General features: G+C 70.4%; 18 protein-coding genes. 11 read left to right on the forward strand and 7 right to left on the reverse strand.

What is annotated here, in order from left to right; translation table 11 throughout:
- Positions 1-5: 5 nt before the first annotated feature.
- The 8 genes from V5E28_RS17860 to V5E28_RS17895 all read left to right on the forward strand — a co-directional run bounded on the left by V5E28_RS17860 (position 6) and on the right by V5E28_RS17895 (position 12,710).
- Positions 6-2,912 (forward strand): TcpE family conjugal transfer membrane protein, encoded by a 2,907-nt coding sequence (locus tag V5E28_RS17860; RefSeq protein ID WP_336208052.1) that lies wholly within the window; start codon positions 6-8, stop codon positions 2,910-2,912.
- A gap of 47 nt (positions 2,913-2,959) precedes the next feature.
- Complete coding sequence (locus V5E28_RS17865) at positions 2,960-5,434, forward strand: ATP-binding protein (protein ID WP_336208053.1); 2,475 nt, start codon at positions 2,960-2,962, stop codon at positions 5,432-5,434.
- Positions 5,431-7,743, forward strand: coding sequence for a type IV secretion system protein (locus tag V5E28_RS17870; protein WP_336208054.1), 2,313 nt, complete (start codon positions 5,431-5,433; stop codon positions 7,741-7,743). The genes V5E28_RS17865 and V5E28_RS17870 overlap by 4 nt, the downstream gene beginning before the upstream one ends.
- A gap of 2 nt (positions 7,744-7,745) precedes the next feature.
- Complete coding sequence (locus tag V5E28_RS17875; protein WP_336208055.1) at positions 7,746-8,372, forward strand: hypothetical protein; 627 nt, start codon at positions 7,746-7,748, stop codon at positions 8,370-8,372.
- Complete coding sequence (locus V5E28_RS17880; protein WP_336208056.1) at positions 8,369-9,460, forward strand: C40 family peptidase; 1,092 nt, start codon at positions 8,369-8,371, stop codon at positions 9,458-9,460. The genes V5E28_RS17875 and V5E28_RS17880 overlap by 4 nt, the downstream gene beginning before the upstream one ends.
- Positions 9,461-9,853 carry a (deoxy)nucleoside triphosphate pyrophosphohydrolase gene (locus V5E28_RS17885; RefSeq protein WP_336208057.1) on the forward strand — a complete coding sequence of 131 codons (393 nt, stop codon included), beginning with the start codon at positions 9,461-9,463 and terminating at the stop codon, positions 9,851-9,853.
- 65 nt (positions 9,854-9,918) lie between these two features.
- Positions 9,919-11,373 (forward strand): hypothetical protein, encoded by a 1,455-nt coding sequence (locus V5E28_RS17890; protein ID WP_336208058.1) that lies wholly within the window; start codon positions 9,919-9,921, stop codon positions 11,371-11,373.
- A gap of 74 nt (positions 11,374-11,447) precedes the next feature.
- Positions 11,448-12,710, forward strand: a complete 1,263-nt coding sequence (locus V5E28_RS17895; protein ID WP_336208059.1) for a hypothetical protein — start codon at positions 11,448-11,450, stop codon at positions 12,708-12,710.
- Between the two features lie 54 nt (positions 12,711-12,764).
- Here V5E28_RS17895 and V5E28_RS17900 read toward each other — a convergent pair whose 3' ends face one another.
- The 7 genes from V5E28_RS17900 to V5E28_RS17930 form a co-directional block, all read right to left on the reverse strand.
- A complete protein-coding gene (locus V5E28_RS17900; RefSeq protein ID WP_336208060.1) occupies positions 12,765-13,517 on the reverse strand; it encodes a succinate dehydrogenase/fumarate reductase iron-sulfur subunit in 753 nt (250 codons plus the stop codon).
- Positions 13,514-15,403, reverse strand: coding sequence for a fumarate reductase/succinate dehydrogenase flavoprotein subunit (locus tag V5E28_RS17905; protein WP_336208061.1), 1,890 nt, complete (start codon positions 15,401-15,403; stop codon positions 13,514-13,516). Before V5E28_RS17905 ends, V5E28_RS17900 begins: the two co-directional genes overlap by 4 nt.
- Positions 15,404-15,415: 12 nt before the next feature.
- On the reverse strand, positions 15,416-16,201 hold the full coding sequence (locus V5E28_RS17910) for a hypothetical protein (protein WP_336208062.1): 786 nt from the start codon (positions 16,199-16,201) through the stop codon (positions 15,416-15,418).
- A 195-nt stretch (positions 16,202-16,396) separates the two neighbouring features.
- Positions 16,397-16,846, reverse strand: a complete 450-nt coding sequence (locus V5E28_RS17915) for a response regulator (RefSeq protein WP_336208063.1) — start codon at positions 16,844-16,846, stop codon at positions 16,397-16,399.
- Positions 16,839-17,984, reverse strand: a complete 1,146-nt coding sequence (locus V5E28_RS17920) for a sensor histidine kinase (RefSeq protein ID WP_336208064.1) — start codon at positions 17,982-17,984, stop codon at positions 16,839-16,841. The genes V5E28_RS17915 and V5E28_RS17920 overlap by 8 nt, the downstream gene beginning before the upstream one ends.
- Positions 17,981-19,117 carry a PP2C family protein-serine/threonine phosphatase gene (locus V5E28_RS17925; RefSeq protein ID WP_336208065.1) on the reverse strand — a complete coding sequence of 379 codons (1,137 nt, stop codon included), beginning with the start codon at positions 19,115-19,117 and terminating at the stop codon, positions 17,981-17,983. The genes V5E28_RS17920 and V5E28_RS17925 overlap by 4 nt, the downstream gene beginning before the upstream one ends.
- Positions 19,118-19,154: 37 nt before the next feature.
- Positions 19,155-20,084: a LysR family transcriptional regulator gene (locus V5E28_RS17930; RefSeq protein ID WP_336208066.1), complete on the reverse strand. Its 930-nt coding sequence runs from the start codon at positions 20,082-20,084 to the stop codon at positions 19,155-19,157.
- Positions 20,085-20,218: 134 nt separating this feature from the next.
- Between V5E28_RS17930 and V5E28_RS17935 the strand changes: the two genes are divergently transcribed.
- From V5E28_RS17935 to V5E28_RS17945, 3 genes are read left to right on the forward strand one after another with little or no spacing between them, the layout of a single operon-like run.
- A complete protein-coding gene (locus tag V5E28_RS17935) occupies positions 20,219-20,974 on the forward strand; it encodes a succinate dehydrogenase cytochrome b subunit (RefSeq protein WP_336208067.1) in 756 nt (251 codons plus the stop codon).
- A complete protein-coding gene (locus V5E28_RS17940; protein ID WP_336208068.1) occupies positions 20,971-22,896 on the forward strand; it encodes a fumarate reductase/succinate dehydrogenase flavoprotein subunit in 1,926 nt (641 codons plus the stop codon). Before V5E28_RS17935 ends, V5E28_RS17940 begins: the two co-directional genes overlap by 4 nt.
- The gene (locus V5E28_RS17945; protein WP_336208069.1) at positions 22,893-23,633 is read left to right on the forward strand and encodes a succinate dehydrogenase/fumarate reductase iron-sulfur subunit; all 741 of its coding nucleotides are present in this window, start codon (positions 22,893-22,895) and stop codon (positions 23,631-23,633) included. The genes V5E28_RS17940 and V5E28_RS17945 overlap by 4 nt, the downstream gene beginning before the upstream one ends.
- The last annotated feature ends 15 nt before the right edge of the window (positions 23,634-23,648 follow it).

Here is a 23,648-nt window from a genome sequence, read left to right on the forward strand (position 1 = left end):
ACCGCGTGGACCTGCCCACGTATACGAACATCTGGCGTATCGAGAAGCGGCTCTACAAGCTGTACGACCTACGGTTGCCCATGCCGCTGCCCATCGTCTGGATCGGCGTGTTCGTCGGCGTCGTCGTGCCGTGGTCGCTCCTGCTCTGGCTGATCGGCGTGCCGATGGAGATGCCGTGGCACGTGCTCTTCCTCGTCCCGCCCGGGATCGTGACGTGGCTGTCCACGCGTCCCGTGATCGAGGGCAAACGGCTCACCGAGCTGCTGGAGTCCCAGCTCCGCTACCTGGGGCAGCCGCGGGCCTGGTATCGCCTCGCGCCGCAGTCCGAGCCCGAGACGATCACCTTCTCAGGCCGTGTCTGGCGCGTCTCTCCCGCGCGGGTCCGCGTCAAGTCGCCGCGCAAGGCCCGCCAGACCCAGCGCAAGCGCTCCGCCGAGCGCGCCACCGGCCCGCGCCAGGTCCGCCCCGCCGTGGCGGCCGCCGCTGCCGCCGCCGCACAGGCGCCGGTCGCCGGCCAGACGTCTCCCCGCACAGGCTGGGGCTCCCGCACCCGCCAGGGCGCCGCCCCGGCCCTGTCCGGCACCGCCCTCGCCCTGCCGCCGCCGCGGCCGGAGCCTGTACGCGACACGCCGGCCGAGCTGAGGCTGGTCCGCGACACGCCGGTGGACGTCCGCACCGGGCGGGATGGCGTGCGGGCGGGTCGCGGTGCGCGGGATGACGCCCCGGCCGGACGCGACGCCCATGGCGAGGTGCGAGACGCGCCCGCCGCCACCGGCCGCGCGGATGCTCCCGTCGGCGCGGTGAGAGAGACGCGGGACGTGCCTGCTGAGGTGCGGAGCGAGCGTGACGAGGCCCGGGACGTGCCTGCTGAGGTGCGGAGCGAGCGTGACGAGGTCCGGGACGTGCCTGCTGCGGCGGGCGAGGCCGGGGCGGCGCGCAGGGCACGCCCGGCTGCGACGGGCAAGCCGATGGACACGGAGGCTCTGCGGAGGCTGCGCAGGCTCGCCGCGAGCGCTGACGGGCCGCCGCCGTCCGACGCTTCGGCCTCACCGGCCCGTGAGGACGGCCCTGCCGCGGAGGAGTACGGCCGGGAGGACGAGGTCGCCAGAAACCAGCACAGGAAGGGACAGCCGCCCAGGCTGGGCCCCGCGCTGCTGCTGCCGGAGGCTCAGCGGGGCTGGTCGCCGCTGAGCCCGGACTCCAAGCCGGTGACGCTGTCCCGCCCGCTGCGAGGCAAGGGCCCGGAGCAGGAGTCGCCCGCGCTGCCGGTCCGGCACGACGCGGCCCTCCCACCGGCCGCTCACCGCGACGACGACGTTCCCGCTCGGCACCACGAAGACCCGACTCGGCTCGAAGGAGAGCGAGGCCCTTCGGATACCCAGAGGCCCGCTGAAGGGGCCACGCGCTCTCAGGAGGGCGACGAGGACCGCGCTCGTCCGGCGCGGGACGAGGAAGCCGGGCATGCGCCGACGGGCCAGGAGGCCGCGCCCGCCTCCCCCCGGCGCCCGGCGGAGCACGAGCGGCCTGCGGCGAGCCGGCGGTCGGCGACAGATGAGCCGAGCCCGCGGTCCGCGAGGGATGAGCCGTCGGCGACGCGCGAGCCGTCGGCGCGGCGCGGGACATCCGCGGAGCGGCACGAGCCCGTACAGCGTCTGCACGCGGTAGAGCGCCAACAGCCCGACGAGCCTCGCGCAGTCGAGCCCAGCGCAGTCGAGCCCCGCACCGTCGAAGCCCAGTCCGAGCGCCCATCTGTCGAGCGTCCGTCCGTTGAGCGTCAAACCGTCGAGCCCAGCGCCGTCGAAGCCCCGGCCGAGCGGCCCGCCGTCGAGCGGCCGGCCGCCGAGCGTTCGTCCGTCGAGCCCGTCTCCGCTGAGCGCCCGCAGGTGTCTGAGCGGTGGGAGGGGGCGGCCGGGGGGCATGCCGTGCCGGTGCCGAGGGCTGGGGAGCGGGAAGGGCGGGTGCGGAGGGTCGAGTCCGTCGTGGGCCGGGACTCCGGCGGGTGGCGGCGGATCGCTCAGGTGGTCGTCGGCGGCAGCGGGGTGCGGACCGACGGCTCGGAGATCGACGAGGCCAGGGCCAGAGGGGTGTTCAGCGGCAGCCGCAGGGTCGTGGTGCTGGGATGCACGGGCGGCGCCGGGCAGAGCACGACGGCGTTGATGCTGGGCCACACCTTCGCCAGATATCGCGACGACAGGGTGGTGGCCGTCGACGCGGGCACCGGCGGCGGCAGCCTGACCAGCCGGATCGAGCCGGAGACCCCCGAGACGCTGACGTCGTTGCTGGCGGGGCTGCACGGGGTGAGCGGCTATCTGACGATGCGCGGCTTCACCACCCGCACGGCGACCGGCCTGGAGGTTGTCGGGGCCGACAGCGACGCGGAGGCCGAGCTGCGACTGGCCGACCGTACCCTCTTCTCGGACCGTCGGCTGGGCGAGGCCCTGAGCCTGCTCGACCGGCATTACAAGCTGACCGTCATCGATCCGGCCGCGGCGCTGGCGGCGCGCGTGCTGCCGTACGCCGACCAGCTCGTCCTCGTGGTCCCCGCGAGCGAGGAGGCGCCGGAGGCGGTGGCGATGACGTACGAGTGGCTGGACGGCCACGGCTGCGCGGACCTGCGGCGGCGGGCGGTCATGGTGGTCAATGGGGTGAGCAGGCGTTCGATGGCGGACGTCGAGCAGGCGGAGGCGGTGGCCAGCGGCAGGTGCCGGGCCATCGTCCGGGTCCCCTGGGAGGACGACCTGGCGCCGGGCGGCGCCGACGTCGTCGATCCGGGGCAGTTGCGCGCGGCCGGGCGGCGGGCGTACCTCGCTCTCGCCGGGGTCGTGGTCGCAGGCTTCGCGGCACAGCAGGTCCGACCGAGCGAAGAGGAGTTGGCGAGTGACCCCCCGGGCACGAGAATCGGTGAGCGATAAGTGAACATGCGAGCAGGTATGGCCAGTTCATGCGCCGAGGGGGCGGCATGAGCAGGGCGTCCCGAGCGCATCAGCGCCTGGCGGTCCGCTATTTCGACGACCGCATCCTGCTCACAGACACCTCCGCATGGGCGTACTTCCGCCTGCCCACGGTCAGCTACGAGTTCGTCACGCCGGAGGAGCGCGAGTCGCTGGCCACCAACATCACGATCGCGCTCGCGGCGATCAGGATGCCTGACGCCGAGGTTCATCTGAGGGTGGCGCATCGCGCCTATCCGGCGGCGGAATGGGCGATGGCGCTCAACTCCACCTCCGACGAGGGGCCGGGCTGGCGCGACTATCTGGAGGAGATGTACCGGCACGTCTGGGCGAAGGACTTCTGGTCCAAGGAGGTCTACCTCGGGGTGCGGCTCGGCCCGCGCGGCAAGCAGCTCGGCAGCGGGGTGCTCTCGCAGCTGTTCGGCTTCTACCAGCGGACGGAGAAGGCGCTCGGCCTCGATGACGACCACGTGCCCGAGGGCGAGATCGTCAGATGGACGGAGCAGGCCGAACGGCTGGGCAGGGCACTCGCCTCCAGCGCCCTCTACGCCCGCCACGCCACCTCCGTCGAGGTGGCGTGGTTGTTCCAGCACGCGGCGGCGGGCGCGCTCGCGGACGCGCCGCCCTCGGCCAGTCCGAAGCGGCGCTGGGGCAAGGGCGAGATCGAGGCGCTGGTGGAGGGAGAGATTCACAACGGCAGGTCGCTGCTGCGGATCGTGCAGCCGCAGGGTGACTCCTACGTCGCGCACCTGTCGTACGCCCGCTTCCCCGATCTCATGCCGTTCCCGGACGGCGAGCCGTGGATGCACTTCTCCGACCAGTTGCCCTTCCCCGTGGAGGTCTCGTCGCGGATGCGGCTGATCCCGCCGGTGAAGGCGTCGAGGGATGTGGCGCGCAAGCTGGCGCACGCCCGCGACATGGACATCCACATCCGCGAGGCCGGCGCCGAGGCGCCTCTCGCGCTGGCCGAGCAGATCGACGCGGCCCGCATGCTGGAGCACGGCATCACCAAGGAGCGGCTGCCCTTCGTGTACGGGTGGCACCGGCTGATCGTGTCTGCCCCGACGGAGGACATCTGTGTGCAGCGCGTGGAGGCGGTCGTCGAGCACTACCGCGACATGGGCATCGACGTGGTGAACTCGACGGGCGACCAGTTCTCGCTGTTCCGCGAGGCACTGCCGGGCGAGAAGGTGAGCGTCAACGCCTACGCCCAGCGCCAGCCGCTGCGCACGATCGCCGGCGGCATGGCGACTGCCACCGTGGACCTCGGCGACCGGCTGGAGGAGGGCGGCGAGGGCTGGCTGGGTCCCTACATCGGCGAGACCGTGGGCAGGGCTCGCAGCATCGTGCACTTCGACCCGCTGCTCGCGGCCGGCCGCAACCGCCCGACCGCCATCGCGATCACCGGCGAGCCGGGCGGCGGCAAGACCACGCTCGCGCTGCTGATGATCTATCAGATGGCGCTGCGTGGGGTCACGGTCGCGGTGATCGACCCCAAGGGCGACGCCGAGTCGCTGGTGCAGCTCCTGCAGAAGCGCGAGCGCAAGGCGCGGATCATCCCGCTCGGCTCGGCCGCGCCGGGGCTGCTGGACCCGTTCTCGTTCGGCGACGACATCGCGGCCAAGAAGACCATGGCCACCGAGACGTTGCGGCTGCTGCTGCCGAGGATGTCGGAGGAGCGCGAGTCGGCGATGATCCAGGCGGTGGCGGCGGTGTCGAACGGCCCCGATCCCTCGCTCGGCAAGGTCGTCGACCATCTGGAGCAGACCGAGGACGCCGCCTCGAAGAACCTGGGCGCGGTGCTGCGCTCGATGTCGGAGATGCACCTGGCCAGGCTCTGTTTCGACCCGTCGGGCGGCGACCAGATCGACTCCGAGGGGTGGACGACCGTGTTCACGCTGGGCGGCCTGACGCTGCCCGACGTGGCCACGACCAGGGACGACTACTCCTACGAGCAGCGGCTGTCCGTGGCCCTGCTCTATCTGGTCTCCCAGTTCGCCCGGCGGCTGATGAACGGGCTCGACCGGCGCGCGCCCAAGGCGATCTTCCTGGACGAGGCGTGGGCGATCACGTCCACGCCCGAGGGCGCCAAGCTGGTGCCCGAGGTCAGCCGGATGGGCCGCTCCCGCAACACCGCACTCGTGCTGGTCTCCCAGAACGCGGGCGACCTGCTGAACGAGCAGGTGACCAACTGCCTGTCGTCCGTCTTCGCCTTCCGGTCCACCGAACGCGTGGAGGTAGACCACGTCATGTCGCTGCTCGGGGTCGAACCGTCAGAGGAGCACAAGGCCGTCCTGCGCTCGCTCGGCAACGGTGAATGCATTTTCCGCGATCTGGATGGCAGGGCCGGACGTATCGGAGTAGACCTGATCTCTGAGGAGCTTCTCCGCTGGCTCGACACGAACCCGACACACGACAAACCCGACGGCAGCGGGCATGATCTTCAAGGGGGAGTGGGCAGGGCGCAGGAGGTGCGGTCATGAGGATCCGACTACCCAGGCGGTTGGCTCTTGCCCTGGTGGTGCTGCTGGGCGTGCTGGTGGTGCCGATCGTGGTGGGCAGCCTGTCGCCCGCCGCGGCCGCGCCCTGTGACCTGTCGGGTGAGCTCGCGCCCGAGGTGATCGGCAGCGGGACCGACGGCATGATGCAGCCGCCGGTGCCGGAGGGCGGCGTGCAGCCGCCCACCACCAACTACGGCGAGTTCGGCATGAGCGGCCAGTTCTGGCACACGCACGAGCTCGGCTGCTCCGACATCGCCGCGGTCCTCGGCAACTCGTGGGCCAACACGATCTTCCTGTGGGCCAAGGCGATCGACCGGCTCACGATCACCACCTACCAGGCCGCCGCCACCGAGGGACCGCTCCAGTCGATCAAGGACGTCGTCGACGACATCGTCACGAACCTGTCGCAGGCCATGTACTGGCCCTACCTGCAGCCGGTGGTGATCCTCGGCGCGATCTGGCTGGCGTGGTACGGCCTGATCCGCAAGCGGGCCACCACCACCGCCGAGGGCGTCATCTGGATGGTGCTCGCCGTCACGGTGGCGACCTGGTTCCTCAGCCGGCCGCAGGACTTCACCGGCCTCGGCAAGATCGTCACGGACAAGACCGGCGAGGTGGTCAACTCCGCCTTCTCCGGCCTCCCCGGCGCGGGCGGAGCCTCCTGCCTGCCGCCGCCGGGCGAGACGAACCCCCAGGTCAAGGCCGGCGGCTACGGGCAGAACGGCACGCCGGGCGTCGACCAGAACGCCGACGCCCTGTGGTCCACGCTGGTGTGCAAGCCGTGGCTGATGGGCCAGTTCGGCACCGCGGACCCCAACCAGCCCATCGTCCGCGACTTCGGCCGCACGATGCTGGAGACCCAGTCCATACCGGCGGCGACGGCGGGCCAGCCGGCCCCGGACGTGGGCGCGCACCAGGCGAAGTACGCCGAGATCGCCGACAAGCTCAGGAACGACTCGCGGTACTTCATCTTCTCCGGCCGGGACTGGACGAGCAGGCTCGGCGTGTCGATCGGCGCCCTCATCGCGGCCATGGTCGCGGGGGTGCTCATCTTCCTGGTGGCGGTCTCGCTGCTGGTGCTCAAGGTGGGCTTCCTGCTGCTGCTGATACTCGGGCCGGTGTTCCTGCTGATCGGCGTGCATCCCGGCAGCGGGCGGATCATCGCGATGCGCTGGGTGGAGATGCTGATCGGCACGCTGCTCAGGCAGGCCGTGCTCGCGCTCGTGCTCGGCGTGCTCGTGTACGGCTACGCGCTGATCATTTCCACGGCGATGCCGTGGGGGTTGCAGATCCTGTTCATGGCGCTGCTGACGATCGCGGTCTTCTTCTACCGGCGGCCGTTCCAGCACCTGTTCGCGTCGATGAACGGTCACACGCTCACCACCCGCATGCTCGGCGACGCGGCGAGCTCGCCGGTGCTGGAGCGGGCGTCGAACGTGCTGCCGCCGGTCGCCTCGGCCAGGATCGGGCGCTGGGGAGCGCGTAAGGCCGAGCCCATCATCCACGCGGCGGCGGGCGGCATGGCCGGGGGCGCGGCCTCCACCGTCGCCCAGGGCAGGGCCAGGGGTGAGGAGTCGGAGGGCGCGACGGCGACATCGGGCGTCAGGGTGCCCGCGCCTCTCGACACCGATCAGCAGGGCGCCAAGGCGGCCGGCAGGCAGGCGCCCGCGCCGCGCAAGGGCGACGCGCCGCCGCTCAACCTGGGCGGCACGCCGACCCGCAGCCGTGGCCCGGCACCTTCCACGGGGCCGCGTGGCGGCGGCGCCTCTTCGGGCGGCACGGCGAGTGGGTCGGGCGGGGGAGGCTGGTTCGGCGGCCGCTCGGGTGGCGGCTGGGCCCCGCGTGGCGGCTCGGGCGGCTCGCGGGCCTCCAGCGGTTCGGCAGGCTCGGGCGGCCCGCGATCCGGCGGCTCGGGCGGCTCACGCTCGGGCGGCTCCCGCTTCGGCGGATCCGGCGGATCCGGCGGCTCGGGTGGCTCACGGTCCGGCGGGTCCCGGTTCAGCGGGTCCGGCGGGTCCGGCGGGTCGCGGCGCTCCCGCTGGAGCGACTCCGGGTCCAACGGCTCGTCCCGCGGCTCGTCGGGTCGCGACTCCTCGGGCGGCGGCATGTTCGGCAGGAACCCCGACGGGCGCATCTTCGGCGGCGGCGGGTCCGGAGGAGGCGGCATGTTCGGCGGCTCCTCGGACTCCGACAGGCGTGGCTCCGAGCCGCCACCGCTGTGGGGCAGCTCCCGCAAGGATGAGCCCTCCGTACCCTTCTGGCTCAACCCGTCCAATCCGGACAAGGACTGATCATGGCGCAGCCAGGTGACAGGCGAGGGGTCGCCTTCGCCGCCATCGTGGTGATCATCGCAGCAGTGGGGCTCTATCTGATGCTGTGGCCGGACGCGGAGGAGCCGGCCGCCGAACGGGCGCCTTCCACCCGCACCACGAGCACGCCCGTCATCGCGAGCACGCCGGTGGCCACGGCCAGCGACGTGCCGTTCGACGTCTACTCGTACCTGCCGATGTCGAAGGAGCAGCTCGCAGCGGCCGCGGATCTGGCGGAGCGGTTCACCGTCGAGTACGGGACGTTCCGCCACGACGAGGATCCGGCCGTCTACGTGGCCAGGGTGAAGAAGTACACCACGGCCGAACTGGGCAACATCCTCGCCAGGACCCAGACCTCCCCCGGCACGGTGGAGCGCAACCGCAGCGACGAGGTCGTCTCCACGGCGACGGCCGAGGTGAAGGAGATCCGGCAGATCGAGAAGTCCTCCATCGTGTTCGTGGTCGCCGGCACGCAGCAGCTCGCCACGAAGAGCGGCACCACCCAGCTGGCGGAGCAGTACGCGGTCACGGTCAGCCAGCTCGGCTCCGACTGGCGCGTCTTCGACCTGCGGCCCGCCGGTGAAGGTCAGGAGGGGGACCGCGAGGAGTGAACGTCTCCCGCCCCCGCGTCGTCCTGGCGGCCGTCGTCGCCGGGATGCTCCTGCTGGTCCTGATCATCATGTCGCCGATGATGATGACCTCGATCCCCTCCTTCATCGGCAGCGGCGGCGAGCAGCCGGACTGCACCGACGACGGCACTCGGGTGCAGGAGGCCTCCGACTCGGCCGCCGCCGACATCCCGGCCGAATACCTGGAGCTCTACCGGCAGCACGGCGAGAAGATCGGCGTCCAGTGGAGCATCCTCGCCGCCGTCGGCAAGCGCGAGACGAACCACGGCCGCTCCGACCTGCCGGGCGTGAAGAGCGGCACCAACTACGCCGGGGCGGCCGGGCCGATGCAGTTCCTGATCAGCACCTGGGGAGGCCAGGCCAGGATCCCGATGTCTTCGACGTTCAACGGCTACGCCTCCGACGGCGACGGTGACGGGATCGGCGACGTCTACAACCCCGCCGACGCGATCCTGGGCGCCGCCAAGATGCTCAAGCGCAACGGCGCCCCCGAAAACGTGCGGCGGGCGCTGTTCGTCTACAACCGGGCCTGGTGGTACGTGGACCAGGTCGAGGAGATCGCCAAGGGATACGCCAAGTCCGGTGAGGTGGAGGTGCCACCGGAGGCGGACGACGCGTGCGACGAGCCGCTGGTGGACGCCGCGCCCAGCGAGGTGGTGGCGAAGATCCTCGCCTACGCGCTGGACCAGCGCGGCAAGCCGTACGTGTGGGGTGGCACCGGACCGGACTCGTTCGACTGCTCGGGCATCGTGTTCGCCGCCTACCGGGCCGCGGGGCTGTCGATCCCGCGCACGACGTTCGGGCAGTGGCCGTTCGGGTTAAAGATCGAGCAGGGCGCCGAGCAGCCGGGGGATCTGGTGTTCTTCAACCTGGGGCCAGGAACTTCCCCCACCAATCCCGGGCATGTGGGGATGGTCGTGTCGAAGGGGAAGATGGTGGAGGCGCGCTGCCGCCTGTGCGGGCCGATCAAGGTGACGAGCTACCAGACCAGGGACAAGATCGTGGGCTTCACCCGGCCGCTGCAGAACCCTGAGGTGCTCGCTCAGTTGGAGAAACTGGAGAATGCCTAAATGACAGTGACCGTGGTCGCCGCGGTGATCGTCGATGACGGCGGTCGGGTGCTCGCCGCGCAACGAGCGGAGCCGCCGGCGCTGGTGGGGGGTTGGGAGTTTCCCGGCGGGAAGGTCGATCCGGGCGAGGGCGAGATCGAGGCACTGGTGCGGGAGTGCCGCGAGGAGCTCGGGGTGGAGGTCGCGGTCGGGGAGCGGGTCGGCGGTGACTGGCCGCTGAGCGCGGGATACGTGCTGCGGGTCTGGCTCGCCACGGTGGCTTCCGGGACGCCGGAGGCCAAGGAGCATCTGGCGTTGCGGTGGCTGGAGCCGGGCGAGTATTACGACGTGGCGTGGCTGGGGGCCGACCTGCCGGTCATGGAGGCTGTGGAGAAATTGCTCGCCCAGGGTTGAATGGTCGCTCTGTGTGACATAACGATTACTACGGGTAATCTGTTGTGTTGAGGGAGGCGGCTTTCATGAATCGGGGCTGGATCGTGAGCGGAGCTCTGATTCTGGCGACGGCGCCGGCCGTGCCCGCGGCGGCGGACGAGGTGTCCATGGTGCTCGACCGGGTGGACGATCCCGGCGGCCGGCAGCAGCCGATCAGGACCGGTGACGTGCTGCGCTACCGGGTGCGGTTCGACGGGACGGCGCGAGAGGCCCGGCTCGCCGTGGCGGCGTCGCCGGTCCACGCGCTCACTTCCGTGACCTGCGCGCCGCCTCCTCGCCTGAGACAACCGGCCAGCGCGTATCCGGCCGAGCCGGCACCCGCGTCCACCTCTGGGGCGGTGCCGCTCGCTGACACGCGGGTCCCGGCGCCGATGGTGGCTTCGCAGCCGCCGGTCGCCCAGGCGGCTCCGGAGCGCGCGGCGGGATTCGCGGGCGGAGCGGGTGATGACGGGGCGCGGGCCGCGCGCATGCTGGCGGCCAAGGCGCTCGCCGCCACGGCGGTCCCGGGCTCGGGTGAGGTGGCCGTTACCGGTGCCAGGACGTGCGTGCTGGGCGGCTTCTCCGGCAAGCGGGCCGTGGACGTGGTGCTCACCGTGCCGCAAGGGGCCGGCGAGGTGGCGCTCGCCGCCGTGGCCGAGATGCGCACGGGCGACGGGGAAGGGCTGACGACCATGAAGGACTCCACCGGCATGCCGGTGAAGGGCTCGGCGGGCACGGCGCCGAACGCCTCCGCGGGTTTCGGCGGGCCCGCGGTGCGCGTGGACGCGAACGCCGAGGCGGACCAGGCCCGAACCGCGCGCCAGCAGGTCGGGGAGCCCGGAACCGCCCAGCCCGTGCGGCTGGCCGGCAAGGCCCAGCTCGTACGGCAGCCTGGCGAGACCGCGGTCGCAGGGCGGCCCGGGAAGACGGCAACAGCAGGACAGCCCGGGAAGAGCGCGGTCGCAGGGCAGCCAGGAAAGACGGGGGTGACGCGGCAGCCCGGGACGACCGCAGTCGCAGGGCAGCCTGGGAAGGCCGCAGTCGTGCGACAGCCCGAGGCCGTGGGGCAGGTCGGGCAGGCGGCCAGTCCCCAGGCCGTGGGGCAGGTCAGCGCGGCCGAAGCCCTGCTGCGGGCCGCGCGGAACGCGGGGACGGCCGGCGATCTGATGGGGAGTCCCGGCCTCGGAGGAGCTCCCGAAGTCGCCCCCCAAGAGCAAGGTGACCCTCGGCTGGAGTTGCCGGCCGTTCCCACCGCCGCCGTCGCGGCCGCGACGGCCGCCCCGGCGCCATCCGCCGCCCCCGTGTCCTGGGACGCTCAGGGGGCGCCGCTGCCTCGGACCGTGCCGGTGCCGCAGGTGCGGCTGCGGGCCGCTGAGGTGACGAATCCGCTGGCCGGCGCCCGGGGCATGCCCGTGGTGGCCGGGGGGATCGCGGTGTTGCTGGGAGGGCTGTGGGTAATCAGCAGAACACACCGCGCACGTGCGCGTAGAAAGGTGTTCTAAATCGGTCTTTACTGTTACTTTTACCCGACTAGTATTCCCTTGACCATGGTTACGGGACTGCGCGGAGGGCACCGGTGGCACGTACGCGAGCGACGGCCGTGTCCGCGATGGTGCTTGCCCTGGGGCTGGCCGGCATCGGCGTCACCCCGTTCATCGGCCAGAGCGCGATAGCCTCGGCCTCCGCCTTCGATCCACCGGTCGAGCCGTGCGACGTCGGCGATGAATGCCAGACCGCGCCGGAGACCACGATCACGGTCACGACCACGCCGCCTCCCACCACCGAGCCGGAGTCGCCGGAGACGACGATCACCAAGACCGTCACGGCCACTCCGACGAGGAAGACCCAGGCTCCCAAGCCCACGGTGACGAAGACGACACAGGCGCCCGAGCCGCCGCCGACCACGCAGAGCGCGGACCCGCCGCAGCCGCTGCCGACGCAGAGCGTGGAGGTGCCGAGCACCTCCTCGACCCCCGAGGACTCGTCCGTCGTGCTGCCCTCCGTGGCCGGCACCGACACGCCGACGCCTCCGGCCGAGACCGAGGCGCAGTCCTCGGAGAGCGACGAGATCCCGCTCGAGATGCGCAACGCGGCTCCGGAGTTCGACCAGCGGACGCTGACTCAGCAGCTCAGCATCCCGGCGCTGATCCTGGTGCTGCTCGCGCTCTTCGCCGTGCTCATCTTCGAGGGGCGGCTGCGCCGCATGGCCCACGCCGCTGCGATCCGCAAGGCGGGTCCGCAGGCCGGTCGTCTCGATCCGCACGGCTATCCGGCCGGCCCCGGCTACGCCACGGCCGCCATGCCGGCGCCCGGCTACCCGGGTGGTACGGCGTACGCGCCGATCATCAGCTTCGTCCCGGTGCAGACCTATCCGGGAGGCCAGGTCCAGTACGGCGCGGTCTACCAGGACCCGAGCTATCAGGACCCGAGCTATCAGCAGGACCCGGGCATGTACGGCCAGCCGGGGCACGCTCCCGAGCAGCCGCCCGCGGCCCAGCCGGAGCCCGTGGTCCTGCAGCCGGACCAGTTCGACTCCTTCAGCCACCAGCCCTCACCCGAGGGGGAGGCGTACCGCTCTCCCTTCGAGCCGGTGATCCCGGCGGAACCGCCGCCCACCGACATCCCGCCCGGCGGCGCGAACCCGTACGAGGACTCACCGGAGTACCCGCTGCCCGCCGCCTCGGCCGCCGAGCCGGGCGACTCCGAGCCGTGGGGAGGCGGGTTGCCGCTTCCGGGTCACGAGCCCGAAGGCCTGGACCCGGTTCAGGATGAGACGACGGTCGTCCAGCCGCTGCCTCCCGCCAAGTCCAGGCGAGGGTTCGGGCGCCGCAGGAAGTAGTCCCGGACACGCCACGTGGCGGGACCCGAAGGCCCCGCCACGTCGTCCTCGCTCTTACTTCGCGCGCTTGAAGATCTTGTTGCCCAGCCACACCAGCGGGTCGTACTTCCGGTCGACGACGCGCTCCTTCATCGGGATCAGCGCGTTGTCGGTGATCTTGATGTGCTCGGGGCAGACCTCGGTGCAGCACTTGGTGATGTTGCAGTGGCCGAGGCCGTGGTCCTCCTGGGCCGACTCCTTGCGGTCCGCCACGTCGTACGGGTGCATGTCCAGCTCGGCGATCCGCATGAGGAAGCGGGGGCCGGAGAAGGCCGCCTTGTTCTCCTCGTGGTCGCGGATGACGTGGCAGACGTTGTTGCACATGAAGCACTCGATGCACTTGCGGAACTCCTGGGACCGCTCGACATCGACCTGCTGCATCCGGTATTCGCCGGGCCGCACGCCCTCCGGGGGCGTGAAGGAGGGCACCTCCCTGGCCTTCTGGTAGTTGTACGAGACGTCGGTGACCAGGTCCTTGATGACGGGGAAGGTCCGCATCGGGGTGACCGTGATGGTCTCTTCCTCCTCGAAGGTGGACATCCGGGTCATGCAGCCCAGCCGCGGCTTGCCGTTGATCTCCATGGAGCAGGAGCCGCACTTGCCCGCCTTGCAGTTCCAGCGGACGGCCAGGTCGGGGGCCTGGGTGGCCTGGAGGCGGTGGATGATGTCGAGGACGACCTCGCCCTCGTTCACCTCGACGGTGAAGTCTTCGAGCTTGCCCTCGCCGCCCTCACCGCGCCAGACTTTGAACTTTGCCTTGTAGCTCATGACTTCGCGATCCTGTCGAACTCGGCGATCTCTTCCTCGGTGAGGTACTTGGTCAGCTCGTCCCTGTCGAACAGCGTGATCAGGTCGTCGCGCATCGTGGGCTGGGCCTCTTCCTCGACCGTGATCGAGGAGCCGTCCCCGGTGGTGCAGGCGAGCAGCTTGCGGCGCCATTCGGGGCGCATGCCGGGGAAGTCGTCGCGGGTGTGCCCGCCGCGGCTCTCCTGGCGCAGCAGCGCGGCGCGGGCCACGCACTCCGACACGAGGACCATGTTGCGCAGGTCGAGCGCCAGGTGCCAGCCCGGGTTGTAGATGCGCGACCCGGCCGCGCCGACGAGCCGGACGCGCTCCTTGAGCTTCTCCACGACCTCCAGCGCCTCCGACACCTCCTCGGCCTTGCGGATGATGCCGACGAGCTCGTTCATCGTCCGCTGGAGCTCCTGGTGCACCTCGTACGGGTTCTCGCCGGAGCGTTCGAGCGGCGCCTCGGCCTCCTCGCGGGCGGCGTCCACCTGGGTCTGGGCCACCTTGGGCCGGGCCGGGAGCGCGTCGATGTAGGCCGCCGCGCCCGCGCCCGCCCGCCGGCCGAACACCAGCAGGTCCGACAGCGAGTTGCCGCCCAGGCGGTTGGAGCCGTGCATGCCGCCGGAGACCTCGCCCGCCGCGAACAGCCCGGGCACGGAGGCGGCGCCGGAGTCGGCGTCCACCTCGACGCCGCCCATGATGTAGTGGCAGGTCGGGCCCACCTGCATGGGCTCGGCGGTGATGTCGACGTCGGCCAGTTCCTTGAACTGGTGGTGCATCGACGGCAGCCGCCGCTTGATCTCCTCGGCGGGCAGCCGGGTGGAGACGTCGAGGTAGACGCCACCCTGGGGCGAGCCCCGGCCGGCCTTCACCTCGGCGTTGATGGCGCGGGCCACCTCGTCACGCGGCAGCAGCTCCGGCGGACGGCGGTTGTTGGCCTGGTCGGTGTACCAGCGGTCGCCCTCCTCCTCGGTGGTGGCGTACTTGTCCTTGAACACCTCGGGGATGTACTTGAACATGAACCGCTCGCCCTCGGAGTTGCGCAGCACGCCGCCGTCGCCGCGCACCGACTCCGTGACGAGGATGCCGCGCACCGAAGGCGGCCACACCATCCCGGTCGGGTGAAACTGGATGAACTCCATGTTGATCAGCTTGGCGCCGGCCAGCAGGGCCAGGGCGTGGCCGTCTCCGGTGTACTCCCAGGAGTTGGAGGTCACCACGTAGGACTTGCCGATGCCGCCGGTGGCGAGGACCACGGCCGGGGCGTCGAAGAGCACGTAGTTTCCGGTCTCCCGCCAGTAGCCGAAGCCGCCGGAGATCCGGTCGCCGTCCTTGAGCAGGCGCGTGACCGTACATTCCTGGAAGACCTTGATGTAGGCCTCGTAGTCGCCGTGCGTCTCGTAGTCCTCCTGCTGCAGCGCGACCACGCGCTGCTGCAGGGTACGGATCAGCTCCAGGCCGGTGCGGTCGCCGACGTGGGCGAGGCGCGGATACTCGTGGCCGCCGAAGTTGCGCTGGCTGATCTTGCCGTCCTTGGTGCGGTCGAAGAGCGCACCCCAGGCCTCCAGCTCCCAGACCCGGTCCGGGGCCTCCTTGGCGTGCAGCTCGGCCATCCGCCAGTTGTTCAGGAACTTGCCGCCCCGCATGGTGTCGCGGAAGTGCACCATCCAGTTGTCGTCGGAGTTGACGTTGCCCATCGCGGCCGCGGCGCCGCCTTCGGCCATGACCGTGTGGGCCTTGCCGAACAGCGACTTGCAGACGATCGCGGTGCGCTTGCCCTGCTGGCGGGCCTCGATGGCGGCTCGCAGCCCGGCGCCTCCAGCACCGATGACGACGACGTCGTATTCGTGACGCTCGATTTCCACTTGAGATGATCCTTACGCGTACGGGAAGGCGATGATGCCCTTGGCCACCAGGCGGACATAGAGGTCGGCGCCCATGACGGAGAACATCGAGGCCCACGCGAGGGGCTGGTGCTTGGCGTTGAGCTTGGAGACGAACGTCCAGGCCCGGTAGCGGAGCGGATGGCGGGAGAAGTGGTTGAGCCGGCCCGCGGTGATGTGGCGGCATGAGTGGCAGCCGAAGGTGTAACCGAGGATCAGCACGGCGTTGAGCAGCAGGATCCAGGTGCCGAGGCCGACCGGCTTGTGGATCAGCGCCAGGATCGCGTCGTAGGTCAGGACGCCGCCGATGATGATCGCGAAATAGAAGAAGTAGCGGTGGACGTTCTGAACGATCAGCGGGAAGCGCGTCTCACCGGTGTACTTGCCGTGCGGCTCCTGCACCGCGCACGCGGGCGGCGACAGCCAGAAGGAGCGGTAATAGGACTTGCGGTAGTAATAGCACGTCAGCCGGAACCCGCCGGGCAGGCCGAGGATGAGCAGCCCCGGCGGCAGCGTGTACCAGTCACCGAACGGCGCCCAGCCCAGGAACCGGGCTCCCTCGGGACACGAGGTCGCCAGGCACGGCGAGGAGAACGGGGCGATGTACGGGTCGACGAAGTAGCTGGTGTCGAAGATCGCCCACACGCCGTAGACAAGGAATGAGCTGAGCCCGAGGAACGTCAGCAGCGGGGCGAGCCACCATCGGTCGGTGCGCAGCGTGCGCACCTTGACTTGGGCACGCTGCCTTCTCACTGGTGAGTCGGGCGTCGTCTGGGTCATCGCGGACCTCTCCACCTCCCGCGGACCCCGCACGCCTGGGGTCCGGGTCGTTCGTTTCTGGCGCGCATGCGGTCGGCGCGTGAGCCGTACCGGCGCGCGTTGGTGTGGGATACGTTACGACGACCGCATACGGATTTGTGAGGAGCGTCACTCACTTTTTCCAGGACCCGCTGTGATTCCTGTCACGTACCCCCGTCAGGGACGCTGCCCCTGGTGAGGCAATTTCACCACAGTCACGAAAAAGTTATCAATTTGACGGACAACCCTTATGAACTGCGTGAAGTCCACCGGTTTAGCGACATACGCGTTGGCGTGTAGCCGATAGCTGTGCAGGATGTCCTCCTCCGCCTCGGAGGTCGTCAGGATCACCACCGGGATCGTCCGCAGCTCGCCGTCGGCCTTGACCTCGCTGAGCACCTCCAGGCCGCTCATCCTCGGCAGGTTGAGGTCGAGCATGATGAGATCGGGCCGCGGTGCGCCGCTGTACTCGCCCTCGCACCGCAGGAACGCCATCGCCTGCTCGCCGTCGTTGACCACGTGCAGGCGGTTGCTCACCTTGTTGAGCTCGAAGGCCTCCCTGGTGAGCAGGATGTCGCCCTGGTCGTCCTCCACGAGGAGCACTTCGATGGGCCGCCAGTCAGTCACGGTCGTCTCCTGCCGCGGGTAGCGTCCAGCGGAACGTCGTGCCCTGGCTCTCGCCGTCACCGTCCAGCCAGAGCCGCCCGCCGTGATACTCGACGATCTTGCGGCAGAGGGCGAGCCCGATACCGGTGCCCGGATAGACGTCGCGCGGGTGCAGCCGCTGGAAGATGAGGAAGATCCGGTCAGCGTACTTCGGCGCGACCCCGATCCCGTTGTCGGAGCAGCTGAACTCCCACATCTCACCGGACCGGGTGGCGCTGATGTGGACGCGGGGCGGCAGCTCGGAGCGGAACTTGACGGCGTTCTCGACCAGGTTCTGGAAGAGCTGGGTGAGCTGGATCCGGTTGCCCATGACCTGGGGCAGCTCGTCCGCGGTGACGGTGGCCTCCGCGTCCTCGATCGCCGCAGACAGGTTCTCCAGCGCCGCGTCCAGTGCGGGCCGGGTCTTCACGGCGGTGCGCCCGCTGGTGACCCGGCCGACCCGGGAGAAGTCGAGCAGGTCGTTGATCAGCAGCTGCATCCGCTTGGCGCCGTCGACCGCGTAGTAGATGTACTGCTTGGCGCGGTCGTCGAGCCGGTCTCCGTAGCGCTGTTCGAGCATCTGGGTGAAGCTGGCGACCTTGCGCAGCGGCTCCTGCAGGTCGTGGCTGGCCACGTAGGCGAACTGCTCCAGCTCGGAGTTGGAGCGGCGCAGCTCGTCGGCCTGGTCCGCGGCGGTGCGCCAGGCGGTCAGGATGCGCCGGCGCATGGAGTCGAGGTGGCTCGACAGCTCCGCCAGCTCCGCCGGCCTCTCGACGCCCAGCCGGTGGTCGAAGTCGCCGGCGGCGACGGTGCGGACCTGGTCGGTGAGCTGGGCGATGGGTTTGAGCACCGCGAAGTGGACGATGAACCCCAGCCCCACTCCGGCGGCCAGGAGCACCAGGAACAGCACCCACAGCGCCACGTTCAGCATGCCGATCTGCTCGGCGACCTCGGGTTTGGGAGTGAGGTCCCGGACATCGGCCATCATCTTCATGATGACCGCCGCCCCTGCCAGGAACGCCACCGTGGTGACCGCGCCGGTGAAGACGAACCAGCGGGCCACCGGAAGCTTGCCGATCCCGGTGGGCGGCTTGGCCGGAGGAAGTGGATTGATGCTCATGGGGCGCTCCTGCTCACGAGCACCGCGGCGAGGTCGTCGCTCAGTGTGCCCACATGCCTGATGAGGCGGTCGAGGTCGATGACACCGTGCCGTTTGACGAGGTTGAGCAGCCCGTCGACGCCGAGCAGTTCCCGGCCCTCGCCCACCGCCGCCTCGATCAGGCCGTCGGTGTAGAGCATCATCGACCAGCGCTCTCCCAGCGGCACGTCGATGGCCGACCATTCGATGTCGGGGAAGATGCCGAGCGGTGGCCCGGACGGCCCGCCGGTGAGGACCTCGACGACGCCGTCACGCACCAGCACCGGCGGCGGGTGGCCGACCACGCGCATCCTGGCGTGGCAGAGGTCCGGCGAGATCGTCGCCATGCAGAGCGTGGTGAAGATCTCCGGCGCCCTGCGCTCGGCCCGCAGCAGCGTGTCCAGCGTGCGCAGCAGCAGGTCCCCGGTCTGACCGGCGAGCACCAGCGTGCGCCAGGCGATGCGCAGGGCAACCCCGAGCGCGGCCTCGTCGGGGCCGTGCCCGCAGACGTCGCCGACCACGATGTGCACGGCACCGTCGGGGGTCTGCACGGTGTCCAGGAAGTCGCCGGCGAGCCGGGAGCCCTGCGTCCCGGGCAGGTAGCGCGTCATGTGCTCCAGCCCGTCGGTGTGCAGCAGGGGGACGGGCAGCAGGCCGTTCTCCAGGCGGGCGTTCTCCTTGGCCGTCAGCTCGGCCTCGACCAGCCGGAGCTGCGCGAGGTCCGCCCGCTTGCGCTCCATCGCGTAGCGGACCGATCTGGCCAGTAAGCGCGCGTCGACGTCCTGTTTCACCAGATAGTCCTGGGCTCCCGCCTGCACGGCGGCCACCCCGACGTGCACGTCGCGCAGCCCGGTGAGCACGAGCACCGCCGCGTGCGGGGCCGCCGCCAGCACATGCTCCAGCGCCTCCAGGCCGGTGGCGTCGGGCAGCGAGAGGTCGACGAGCACGCACTGGATCTGCGGGGTCAGCTTGGCCTTGGTCTCCTCCAAAGTCCGCGCCCAGGTGATCTTCGGGGGCGCCTCGGCCTGTTTGAGCAGCTCTTCGACGAGGAACGCGTCACCGTCGTCGTCCTCGACGAGGAGCAACGTCAGCGTTTCGGAAAGGGTTGCCGTCACACGCGCCTCTTCCGACAGTTGGACGGGCCGTTCGTGCTCATTCTGCGATGAGTTCAACCCCTTGCGGAAGCGTTCCGTCTCGTCCGGCTTCGACCACGAAACTCAGGAGGGTCGCCCGGAACGCCTGCGCGGCCCGGGTCGGCTCCACGTCCCTGCGGTGCGCCAGCGCGATCGTCCGGCTCAGCCCCGGTGGGGCCAGCGGTGTGCCGGCCAGCCCGGGACGGCCGTCGAGCACCATCGAGGGCACCACGGCCACGCCCAGCCCGGCCTCCACGAAGCGCAGCACCGCGTCCATCTCGCCGCCCTCCACCGCGAATCTCGGCTCGAACCCGGCCTGCCGGCACGCCGCCAGCGTCGCCTCCCGCAGGTCGTAGCCACGCCTGAACATCACCATCGGCCGGCCGCGCAGGTCGTCGATGCGCAGGTACGGCTTGCGTACGCGCTCGTGGGAGGGCGAGACCACCACGAGGTTCTCGCGCAGGACCTCTTCGGTGATCAGGGAGGGGTCGTCGTGCTGCAGCGGCATGATGATCAGCGACAGGTCGAGCTGGCCGCGGGCCAGCGCCCGCACCAGGTCACGCGAGCCGCCCTCCTCCACCAGCAGGCCGATGCCCGGATAGGCGTGGTTGAAGCGGGCCAGCGCGTCGGCCAGCAGCCCGGCGCACAGCGACGGCGTGGCCCCCAGCCGCACCCTGCCCCTGCGCAGCCCGGCGAGCTCGGCGACCTCCTGCCTGGCGGTGTCGGCGTCGGCCAGCATGCGGCGGGCGAGCGGAAGCAGCGCCTCGCCCGCCGGGGTGAGCGTGACGTTGCCGCGGGCGCGCGAGAACAGCGGGGCGCCGAGCTCGGTCTCCAGCGCCTTGATCTGCTTGCTGAGCGAGGGCTGGGCGACCCGCATCCGCTCGGCCGCGTGGGTGAAGTGCCTGCTCTCCGCCACCGCGACGAAGTAAGCCAACTGCTGGAGCTGCATGTGATTTTCCTCGCACCGGCTGACCCGTCCGCTTTACGTCGGCCGTACAAACCAGACATCATAGCCGCAGGCTATGGAAACCAGGCCCGTCATGACTTGGACGGATCATGGCTGGATACCTAGCGTCAGAAAACGTGACAGCCACGATAGAGCGCGGGGCCGCTACGGCACCCGTCACCTCCCCCAAGAGCGACAAGCCCGCGAAACGGAAGAAGCCGGGCGGCTTCCTGACGTCGTCGAACGGCAAGAAAGTCGTCATGGCCGTCACCGGTGCCGTGATGGTGCTCTTCCTCCTCGGCCACATGCTGGGCAACCTCAAGATCTTCGTGAGCAAGGAGTCGTTCAACGACTACGCCCACGCGCTGCGCACGTTGCTGGAGCCGCTCGCGCCGTACCGGACGCTGCTGACGATCGTGGAGATCGTGCTCGTCGTCTCGGTCGTGCTGCACATGTGGGCCGCGATCTCGCTGGCGCGCCGCGCCCACTCCGCCAGGCCGGTGAAGTATGTGGCGAAGAAGTCGCAGGCCAGCGGCTACGCGACGCACATCATGCGGTTCGGCGGCCTCACGATCGTGCTGTTCCTGGTCTGGCACCTGCTGGACCTGACCTTCGGTGTCGTCAATCCGAAGGGCTTCGACTCCTCGCCCGCGGACCGGATGGTCGCCGGGTTCGACGCGTCGCGCTGGTGGGTGACGCTGCTCTACATCGTGGCCGTCGTCATGGTCGGCCTGCACCTGCGGCACGGCGTATGGAGCGCCTTCCAGACGCTCGGCTGGGCCAACCGCGACCGGAACAGGGCACTGCGCCTGGGCGCCGCGGCGGTGTCCGCCGTCCTGGTCGTCGGCTTCCTCGCCCCGCCTCTCGCCATCACGTTCGGAGTGGTCAAGTGAAGTACACCGAGGGTTCGGAGATCCGGGACGCCAAGGCTCCCGAGGGCCCGATCGAGGACCGGTGGGAGAAGCGGAAGTTCACCGCCAAGCTGGTCAACCCGGCCAACAAGCGCAAGCTCAACGTGATCGTGGTCGGCACCGGCCTGGCCGGCGGGTCCGCCGCGGCGACGCTCGGCGAGCTGGGCTACAACGTCAAGTCGTTCTGCTATCAGGACACGCCCCGGCGCGCGCACTCCATCGCCGCGCAGGGCGGGATCAACGCGGCCAAGAACTATCGCGGTGACGGCGACTCCATCTACCGGCTCTTCTACGACACCGTCAAGGGCGGCGACTTCCGCGCCCGCGAGTCGAACGTCTACCGGCTGGCCCAGGTCTCGGTGAACATCATCGACCAGGCCGTCGCCCAGGGCGTGCCGTTCGCCCGCGAGTACGGCGGCCTGCTCGACACCCGCTCGTTCGGCGGCGCCCAGGTGTCGCGGACGTTCTACGCCCGCGGCCAGACGGGCCAGCAGCTCCTGCTCGGGGCCTATCAGGCGCTGGAGCGGCAGGTCGCGGCCGGGACCGTGGAGATGTTCACCCGGCACGAGATGCTCGACCTGATCGTCGCCGACGGCCGGGCGCGCGGCGTCATCGTGCGCGACATGGTGACCGGCGAGATCGAGCGGCACGTGGCCGACGCGGTCGTGCTGGCCACCGGCGGCTACGGCAACGTGTTCTTCCTGTCCACGAACGCCAAGGGGTGCAACACGACGGCGATCTGGCGGGCTCACGAGCGCGGCGCGTACTTCGCCAACCCCTGCTACACCCAGATCCACCCGACCTGCATCCCGGTCTCGGGCGAGTACCAGTCGAAGCTGACGCTGATGTCGGAGTCGCTGCGCAACGACGGCCGCGTCTGGGTGCCGCTGCGCAAGGACGACGCGCGCGCGCCGGGCGACATCCCCGAGGACGAGCGCGACTACTACCTTGAGCGGATCTATCCGGCCTTCGGTAACCTCGTCCCTCGGGACATCGCCTCCCGCGCCGCCAAGAACGTCTGCGACGAGGGCCGCGGCGTCGGCCCCGGCGGCCTCGGCGTCTACCTCGACTTCCGCGACGCGATCGGCCGGCTCGGCCGCGACGCCGTGGAGAAGAAGTACGGCAACCTCTTCGAGATGTACGAGCGCATCACCGGCGAGAACCCCTACGACGTGCCGATGCGCATCTACCCGGCCGTCCACTACACGATGGGCGGCCTGTGGGTGGACTACGACCTGCAGTCCACGATCCCCGGCCTGTTCGTGATCGGCGAGGCCAACTTCTCCGACCACGGCGCCAACCGCCTCGGCGCCTCCGCGCTGATGCAGGGCCTGGCCGACGGCTACTTCGTGCTGCCCACCACGCTCGGCGACTACCTGGCCGCCGGGCCGTTCGGCGAGGTCGACGAGGAGGCCGTCGCCGAGGCCGAGGCCAAGGTGCAGTCGAGGATCGAGCGGCTGCTCGCGGTGAACGGCAACCGCACCCCCGACTCCTTCCACCGGGAGCTCGGCCGGCTCATGTGGGACTACTGCGGCATGGAGCGCACCGAGGAGTCGCTGCGCAAGGCGCTGGAGCGCATCCCCGAGCTGCGCGCCGAGTTCTGGGAGAACGTCAAGGTCTCCGGCACCAACGAGGAGCTGAACCAGGTGCTGGAGAAGGCCGGCCGGGTGGCCGACTTCTTCGACCTGGCCGAGCTCATGTGCCTGGACGCGCTGGTGCGCTCGGAGTCGTGCGGCGGCCACTTCCGCGCCGAGTCGCAGGACGCGGACGGCGAGGCCCTGCGTGACGACGAGCACTTCGCCCACGTCTCGGCCTGGGAGCACTCGCCGTCCGGCGAGCCCGTGCTGCACAAGGAAGCGCTCGAGTACGAGTACGTCAAGATGACCCAGCGGAGTTACAAGTGAACCTGACCCTCAAGGTCTGGCGGCAGAGCGGCCCCACCGACTCCGGACGGATGGCGACCTATCGGGTTGAAGATGTGTCGCCCGACATGTCCTTCCTGGAGATGCTCGACGTGCTGAACGAGCGCCTCATCCTCGAAGGCGACGACCCGATCGCCTTCGACCACGACTGCCGCGAAGGCATCTGCGGCATGTGCGGCATGGTCATCAACGGTGTCGCCCACGGCGAGCAGCGGGCCACCACCACCTGCCAGCTGCACATGCGCCACTTCGAGGACAACGCCACCATCACCATCGAGCCCTGGCGTGCCGCGCCGTTCCCGGTGGTCAAGGACCTGGTCGTGGACCGCAGCGCGTTCGACCGCATCATCCAGGCGGGCGGCTTCGTCTCGGTCCCGGCCGGATCGGCGCCCGACGCGCACAGCATCCCGGTGCGCAAGGAGGACGCCGACTCGGCCTTCGACGCGGCCACCTGCATCGGCTGCGGGGCCTGCGTGGCGGCCTGCCCCAACGGATCCGCCTCGCTGTTCACCGCGGCCAAGATCACCCATCTCAGCCTGCTGCCCCAGGGCCAGCCGGAACGCCTGACCCGCGCCAAGGCCATGGTGGACCAGATGGACGCCGAGGGCTTCGGCGGCTGCACGAACACCGGCGAGTGCACGGCCGTCTGCCCCAAGGGCATCCCGCTGGACACGATCGCCCAGATGAACAGCGACTACCTCAAGGCCAACGCCAAGTAGTCCACCACCCCGAGG

It is taken from the genome of Nonomuraea sp. LPB2021202275-12-8 (assembly GCF_037044575.1).
In the GTDB taxonomy this organism is placed as follows: Bacteria; Actinomycetota; Actinomycetes; order Streptosporangiales; family Streptosporangiaceae; genus Nonomuraea.

Excerpts from the sequence above, each read along its gene's own strand:
- V5E28_RS17865 (WP_336208053.1), top strand. The coding sequence starts at position 2,960 with ATGAGCAGGGCGTCCCGAGCGCATCAGCGCCTGGCGGTCCGCTATTTC.
- V5E28_RS17870 (WP_336208054.1), top strand. The coding sequence starts at position 5,431 with ATGAGGATCCGACTACCCAGGCGGTTGGCTCTTGCCCTGGTGGTGCTG.
- V5E28_RS17875 (WP_336208055.1), top strand. The coding sequence starts at position 7,746 with ATGGCGCAGCCAGGTGACAGGCGAGGGGTCGCCTTCGCCGCCATCGTG.
- V5E28_RS17885 (WP_336208057.1), top strand. The coding sequence starts at position 9,461 with ATGACAGTGACCGTGGTCGCCGCGGTGATCGTCGATGACGGCGGTCGG.
- V5E28_RS17890 (WP_336208058.1), top strand. The coding sequence starts at position 9,919 with ATGAATCGGGGCTGGATCGTGAGCGGAGCTCTGATTCTGGCGACGGCG.
- V5E28_RS17900 (WP_336208060.1), bottom strand. The coding sequence starts at position 13,517 with ATGAGCTACAAGGCAAAGTTCAAAGTCTGGCGCGGTGAGGGCGGCGAG.
- V5E28_RS17910 (WP_336208062.1), bottom strand. The coding sequence starts at position 16,201 with ATGACCCAGACGACGCCCGACTCACCAGTGAGAAGGCAGCGTGCCCAA.
- V5E28_RS17920 (WP_336208064.1), bottom strand. The coding sequence starts at position 17,984 with ATGAGCATCAATCCACTTCCTCCGGCCAAGCCGCCCACCGGGATCGGC.
- V5E28_RS17930 (WP_336208066.1), bottom strand. The coding sequence starts at position 20,084 with ATGCAGCTCCAGCAGTTGGCTTACTTCGTCGCGGTGGCGGAGAGCAGG.